General features: G+C 37.7%; 4 protein-coding genes. 2 read left to right on the top strand and 2 right to left on the bottom strand.

Annotation, left to right across the window (positions count from 1 at the left end; translation table 11 throughout):
* Positions 1-72: 72 nt before the first annotated feature.
* On the bottom strand, positions 73-999 hold the full coding sequence (lpxL, locus tag QV04_RS10935; RefSeq protein WP_039172688.1) for an LpxL/LpxP family Kdo(2)-lipid IV(A) lauroyl/palmitoleoyl acyltransferase: 927 nt from the start codon (positions 997-999) through the stop codon (positions 73-75).
* Between the two features lie 120 nt (positions 1,000-1,119).
* Between lpxL and hldE the strand changes: the two genes are divergently transcribed.
* Together hldE and xthA are read left to right on the top strand one after the other, a co-directional pair.
* Positions 1,120-2,547: a bifunctional D-glycero-beta-D-manno-heptose-7-phosphate kinase/D-glycero-beta-D-manno-heptose 1-phosphate adenylyltransferase HldE gene (gene hldE, locus QV04_RS11710; protein WP_065231179.1), complete on the top strand. Its 1,428-nt coding sequence runs from the start codon at positions 1,120-1,122 to the stop codon at positions 2,545-2,547.
* A gap of 15 nt (positions 2,548-2,562) precedes the next feature.
* The gene (gene xthA, locus QV04_RS11705) at positions 2,563-3,366 is read left to right on the top strand and encodes an exodeoxyribonuclease III (RefSeq protein ID WP_065231178.1); all 804 of its coding nucleotides are present in this window, start codon (positions 2,563-2,565) and stop codon (positions 3,364-3,366) included.
* Between the two features lie 217 nt (positions 3,367-3,583).
* Here the strand turns inward: xthA and QV04_RS10920 are convergent, their stop codons facing one another.
* Positions 3,584-6,091: a glycogen/starch/alpha-glucan phosphorylase gene (locus QV04_RS10920; protein ID WP_065231177.1), complete on the bottom strand. Its 2,508-nt coding sequence runs from the start codon at positions 6,089-6,091 to the stop codon at positions 3,584-3,586.
* Positions 6,092-6,338: the final 247 nt, after the last annotated feature.

Genomic DNA, 6,338 nt, shown 5'->3' with positions numbered 1-6,338 from the left:
CTACTATGCCTATTTTTCTTGTTATCCGCTGTAAAATAAAGTGATTCAATCACACATAAATCACACACAAAACTAATAAAACACTTCTTCTCCTTCCGGACGAGTTTTAAATCGGCGGTGAAGCCACATATAAAGCGACGGATCTTTTTTTATTTCTCGCTCAATTGCTTGATTCACTCGAGTAACAATAGCAACATCATCTTCGCAATCGCTAAGATCAATCGGAGCAGAAATAGAAATAGTGTAACCAGAGCCATCTTTATTGCGTAATGGTGTAAAAGGGATAACTAAACTTTGCGGAACACTGCGTTTTAAAAATGCAGTACCAGTGGTAGTCGCAGCATTTTTTACTGCAAAAAACGGCACAAATACTGCACTTTTTCGTCCATAATCGTGATCCGGTGCATACCAAATAGTTTCCCCTTGACGCAATGCTCTAATCATCCCACGTAAATTATGGCGATCGAGCATCGATTTATTGGAGCGTATACGCCCTTTTGTTTGTAGCCAATCAAACAGCGGATTGTCGTTCGGACGATAAACACCGATACCTTGATGATAAAGCCCGAGTATTCTTGCGCCTAATTCTAGCGTCAGAAAATGAATACCAACCAAAATAATACCGCTATCTGCTTTAGTCAAGTAATCCAGCCCTTCAATTTTAGACCATTTTTTAATCCTGTTATCTGACCAAAACCACGCCATTCCAGTTTCAATAATAGCCATTCCAACGGCTTGAATATTCTGTTTTAACAGTTCTTGTCGTTGTAATTCACTCATTTCAGGAAAGCAAAGTTCTAGATTACGACGAGCTATCTCTAAACGACGTTTACCGAATTTAAATTTGCTGAATAATTTACCCAAACCGTGTCCTATTTTCACTAAACAAGGGTACGGCAAGAATAAAATCAGACGAAACAAGATAATTCCAAGCCAAAGAATCCAATATTTAGGTAGGAAAAAAGAAAATTGAAATTGTGGTAACTGTTGATTTTTCATTGATTACTGCAAACTAAATAATTCAAATATTAACTATTTTAACGGAAAGTACCGGAAATAGCATTATTCAAGACGGAGCTGTGGTAAAATCGCCAGCAAAATTTGTTTATGGAGAAAACTATGGTTCAATATTCCACTCAATTTAATCACGCTAAAGTCTTAGTCCTTGGCGATGTGATGTTAGACCGTTATTGGTTTGGTGCAACTAATCGTATTTCCCCTGAAGCACCTGTTCCTGTGGTAAAAGTACAACAAAACGAGGAACGTGCTGGCGGTGCAGCTAATGTTGCGATGAATATCGCCAGTTTAAATGTGCCGATTAAATTGTTGGGAATGACTGGTCAGGACGAAGCAACACAGGCATTAGTGAAACTGTTGACAGATCAGAAAATTGATTGTGATTTTGTGCGTTTAAATTCTCATCCGACCATTACCAAATTACGAATCCTTTCTCGCCATCAACAGTTGTTGCGCCTTGATTTTGAAGAGAACTTTCACGATATTCAATCTAATGAGTTACTTTCTCGTTTGCAACATTATATTGCAGAATATGGTGCATTAATTCTATCTGATTACGGTAAAGGTACCTTATCACAAGTACAACAAATGATTCAAATTGCACGCCAAGCTAATGTGCCTGTGTTAATTGATCCAAAAGGTACAGATTTTGAGCGTTATCGTGGTGCAACTTTATTAACGCCTAATATGTCAGAATTTGAAGCGGTAGTCGGCGCTTGTCACAGTGAACAGGAAATTGTTGATAAAGGATTAGCATTGATCAAACAATTGGATTTGACAGCATTGTTAGTTACTCGCTCTGAAAAAGGAATGACCTTAATTCGTCCAGAGCAAGAGGCATTTCATCTACCAACGCAAGCACAGGAAGTATTTGATGTAACTGGTGCTGGAGATACCGTGATCAGTATTCTTGGTACAGCAATTGCTGATGGTCGCAGCTTGGAAGAGGCTTGTTATTTAGCCAATGTTGCCGCCGGTATTGTGGTCGGCAAATTGGGTACTTCCACTGTTTCTACCGTAGAATTGGAAAATGCAATTCATCGCCGCAGCGAAAACGGCTTTGGTATTATGAGCGAACAGGAGTTGAAACAGGCAGTAGCGAAAGCCAAAGCACGTGGTGAAAAAATTGTGATGACCAACGGTTGTTTCGATATTTTACATCCGGGACACGTTTCCTATTTAGCCAATGCGCGTAAATTGGGCGATCGTTTGATCGTTGCAGTCAATTCAGATGCCTCAGTAAAACGCTTAAAAGGCGAACAACGCCCAATTAATAATCTTGAAACTAGAATGGCGGTACTCGCTGGTTTAGCATCAGTTGATTGGTTAGTAGCGTTTGAAGAAGAAACCCCACAACACTTAATCGGCGAAATTTTGCCTGATTTATTAGTTAAAGGTGGTGATTACAAACCGGAAGAGATCGCTGGTAGTAAAGAGGTTTGGGCAAACGGTGGGGATGTCAAAGTACTTAACTTTGAAAATGGTTACTCAACCAGCAATATGATTAAAAAAATTCAGTCGCTTAAATAAGGATTATACGAAGTTATGAAATTTATCTCTTTTAATATTAATGGATTACGCGCCAGACCCCATCAATTACATCAGCTAATTGAGCAATATCAACCGGATGTTTTAGGGCTACAAGAGATTAAAGTTGCTGATGAAGCCTTTCCACACGAGATTGTTGCTGATTTGGGCTACCACGTTTTTTATCACGGGCAAAAAAGCCATTATGGCGTTGCATTATTGACAAAACAGCAGCCGTTAGCGGTACGCAAAGGTTTCCCTACTGATACCGAAGATGCGCAACGCCGTATTATTATGGCTGATTTAACAACGCCTTTTGGTCAACTAACAGTAATTAACGGCTATTTTCCACAAGGTGAAAATCGTAGCCACGAAACCAAATTTCCAGCAAAAGAGAAATTCTATCGTGATTTACGACACTATTTAGTCAATGAACACAATGCAGAAAATCCTGTTTTAGTGATGGGGGATATGAATATCAGCCCGACCGATTTGGATATCGGAATCGGTGAAGAAAATCGCAAACGTTGGTTACGCACAGGGAAATGCTCTTTTTTGCCTGAAGAGCGAGAATGGTTGCAAAACTTATATCAATATGGTTTGGTTGATACTTTCCGAGCTTTACATCCACAAGTAAATGACCAATTCTCTTGGTTTGATTATCGCTCTAAAGGCTTTGATGATAATCGAGGCTTGCGTATTGATTTAATTTTAGCTAATCAAACTTTGGCACAGCGCTGTATCTCTGCCGGCATCGCTAAAGATATTCGTGCAATGGAAAAGCCATCCGATCACGCACCGATTTGGGCGGAATTTAAATAACTTCTTATAATTTTGCTATTCCTTAAAATGCATTGGAATAGCAAAATTTTTCGACTTTTCTATTTAATCAAAGGAAATCCAATGTCTACTGTTTTAAATCAACTCGTTGAATTGCTTAAACTTGGAAAAGAAAGGTTGATCCGTTTCAATCCTTAAAAAATAAAAAACGTGCATAAATCACTTTATGCACGTTTCAATAGCGTTAATCCGTTAACGGTTATAACTGTTCAGGAAGTTCATCCTCAATGACACAGTTTTCCGCTTCATAAACCTCTTTATCATAGCTTAATAACGGTTCAACTTTCCAGATATTCTCAGCATAATCAATGATCGAACGATCAGAGGAAAAATACCCCATATTAGCGGTATTAATCAATGCAGATTTTGCCCACGCCTGCGGTTGTTTGTAATGTTGATCCACTTGTTTTTGAATCTCAACATAAGCACGAAAATCTGCCATCACTTGATAATAATCACTAAACAAATTCAGTTCATTTTGGTAACGCATCGGATCTTGCGGTGAGAAGTGTCCAGAAGTAATTTGCTGAATAACCGTATTTAATTCTGGTTCACGTTCAAAAAATTCAAAAGGAGAATAGCCTTTCGCCCGTAATGCTTCAACCTGCTCAACCGTATTACCAAAAATAAAGATATTTTCTTGACCCACCATATTGAGAATTTCAACATTAGCGCCGTCTAATGTTCCCACAGTTAATGCGCCATTCAATGCAAATTTCATATTACTTGTGCCAGAAGCCTCGGTTCCCGCCAAAGAAATTTGTTCAGAAACATCCGCAGCCGGAATAATGATTTGTGCAAGGCTAACACCGTAATTCGGAATAAAGACTACTTTAATTAAATCTTTAATACGGCCATCATTATTAATCACTTCTGCTACATCATTAATCAAGTTAATAATTTTCTTCGCTGTGTGATAAGCACTTGCAGCTTTACCGGCAAAGATAAAAACACGTGGTGTCCAGTCTGCATCCGGATTTTTCAAAATCTGGTTATAGCGATAGATAATGTGAAGTACATTCAATAATTGACGTTTATATTCGTGAATACGTTTTACCTGCACATCAAATAATGCGTTCGGATTCACTTCAATACCAAGATGATATTTGATGTACTCCGCTAAACGTTGTTTATTGCTGAATTTAACGCGTTGGAAATCAGATAAAAATGTTTCATCATCAACAAATTGGTTTAATTGACTTAATTCATCCAACTCTTTACGCCAATTTTTACCAATCTTACTATCAATCAATTTCGCCAACTCAGGGTTAGCAATCGCAATCCAACGACGAGGCGTTACGCCATTTGTTACATTGGTAAAGCGTTCAGGATAAATTTTCGCAAAATCAGCAAAAATAGATTTTACCATTAAATCAGAGTGGATTTTGGCAACGCCATTAATCTTATAGGAACCAATCACTGCCAACCACGCCATTCTCACACGACGTCCGTTATCTTCGTCAATAATAGAAACACGACGAATGAAGTCTTCACCGTAACCTTGAGCTCGCAAATCATTCAAGAAATTTTCATTAATTTCAAGGATAAGTTGTAAATGACGAGGTAAAATTGAGCTTAACATTTCAATTGGCCAAGTTTCCAAAGCCTCACTCATCAATGTATGATTAGTATAAGAAAAAATCTTACAGCACATTTCCCACGCTTTTTTCCACTCATAACTGTGCTCATCAATTAACAGACGCATTAATTCAGGAATTGCCAATACTGGATGGGTATCATTTAGGTGAATTACTACTTTTTCTGCCAAATTATCCAAACTATCAAAAATATCTAAATGACGACGTAAAATATCTTGTACAGAAGCAGACGTTAAGAAATGTTCTTGTCTTAAGCGTAATTCACGACCCGCTGTAGTGGAGTCATCAGGATATAGTACACGTGATACATTTTCAGAAAAGTTTTGTTTTTCCATTGCTGCGAAATAATCACCACGATTAAAATCATTTAGGCTAAACGCATCACTGGATTGTGCCGACCACAAACGCAATGTGTTGGCAACATCGTTGTCATACCCCGGAACTAATTGATCATAACCAAGGGCCACCACTTCATCGGAAGGTTTCCAAATACATTTATTGTTTTCGTAATAAATTTGCCCACCAAAACGGATAGGAATTTTTTTACTTGGACGATTAAATTCCCACGCAATATTTTGTGCCAACCAACCATCCGGCTTTTCCACTTGACGACCATTTTCAATTTCCTGTTTAAACATTCCATAATCATACCGAATACCATAGCCGGTAGCAGGAATACGCAATGTCGCCAAACTATCCAAGAAACAAGCGGCTAAACGTCCTAAACCGCCATTACCTAAACCAGGATCTTCTTCCTGATTCAAGATATCTTCTAAATCCAAACCTAATTCTTTAAAGGCTTGTTTCATCGCTTCGTACACATCTTCTGCAATCATTGCATTGCTAAATGCACGCCCCATTAAAAATTCCATTGAAAGATAGTAAACACGGCGTGATTTCTCGTGTTTAATAGCACGACGAGTATGTAAACGAGATTGTGCGCTTAAGTCTCGAACAGTATAAAGTGCAGCATTCAACCAGTTTGTCAATTTTGCTTCAGAAGGCTCACAACAGAGGTTATAAATTAATTTTGAAACGATAGTTGCTTTAAGAGATTCAACATCTCTTGCTGGTGCATGATAAGAAAATTTTATTGTGTTTGATGACATTTTTTATCTCCGATACGCAAATTTTTGCGGCGGCTATCCTATGTCATTTTGTCGATTTTTTCAATGATTTATGTTCATTCTTTACACTAAAACCGTTTAAAAAAGCACTTACTCTGATAATCACTGCAAAAAACCTAAATCACTTAAATTTGAAATAATGAATCTATCACAAAAAATCATTGTTATTTTGAATATCTTTTCTGTTTTTGATCAAAGTTATCATTAATTTATAAAGGGTATTTTGCAT

The organism is Gallibacterium genomosp. 1 (genome assembly GCF_001678575.1).
Lineage (GTDB): Bacteria > Pseudomonadota > Gammaproteobacteria > Enterobacterales > Pasteurellaceae > Gallibacterium.
The sequence above is the reverse complement of the archived record's forward strand: the minus strand, read 5'-3'. Positions and strand labels throughout refer to the sequence as shown.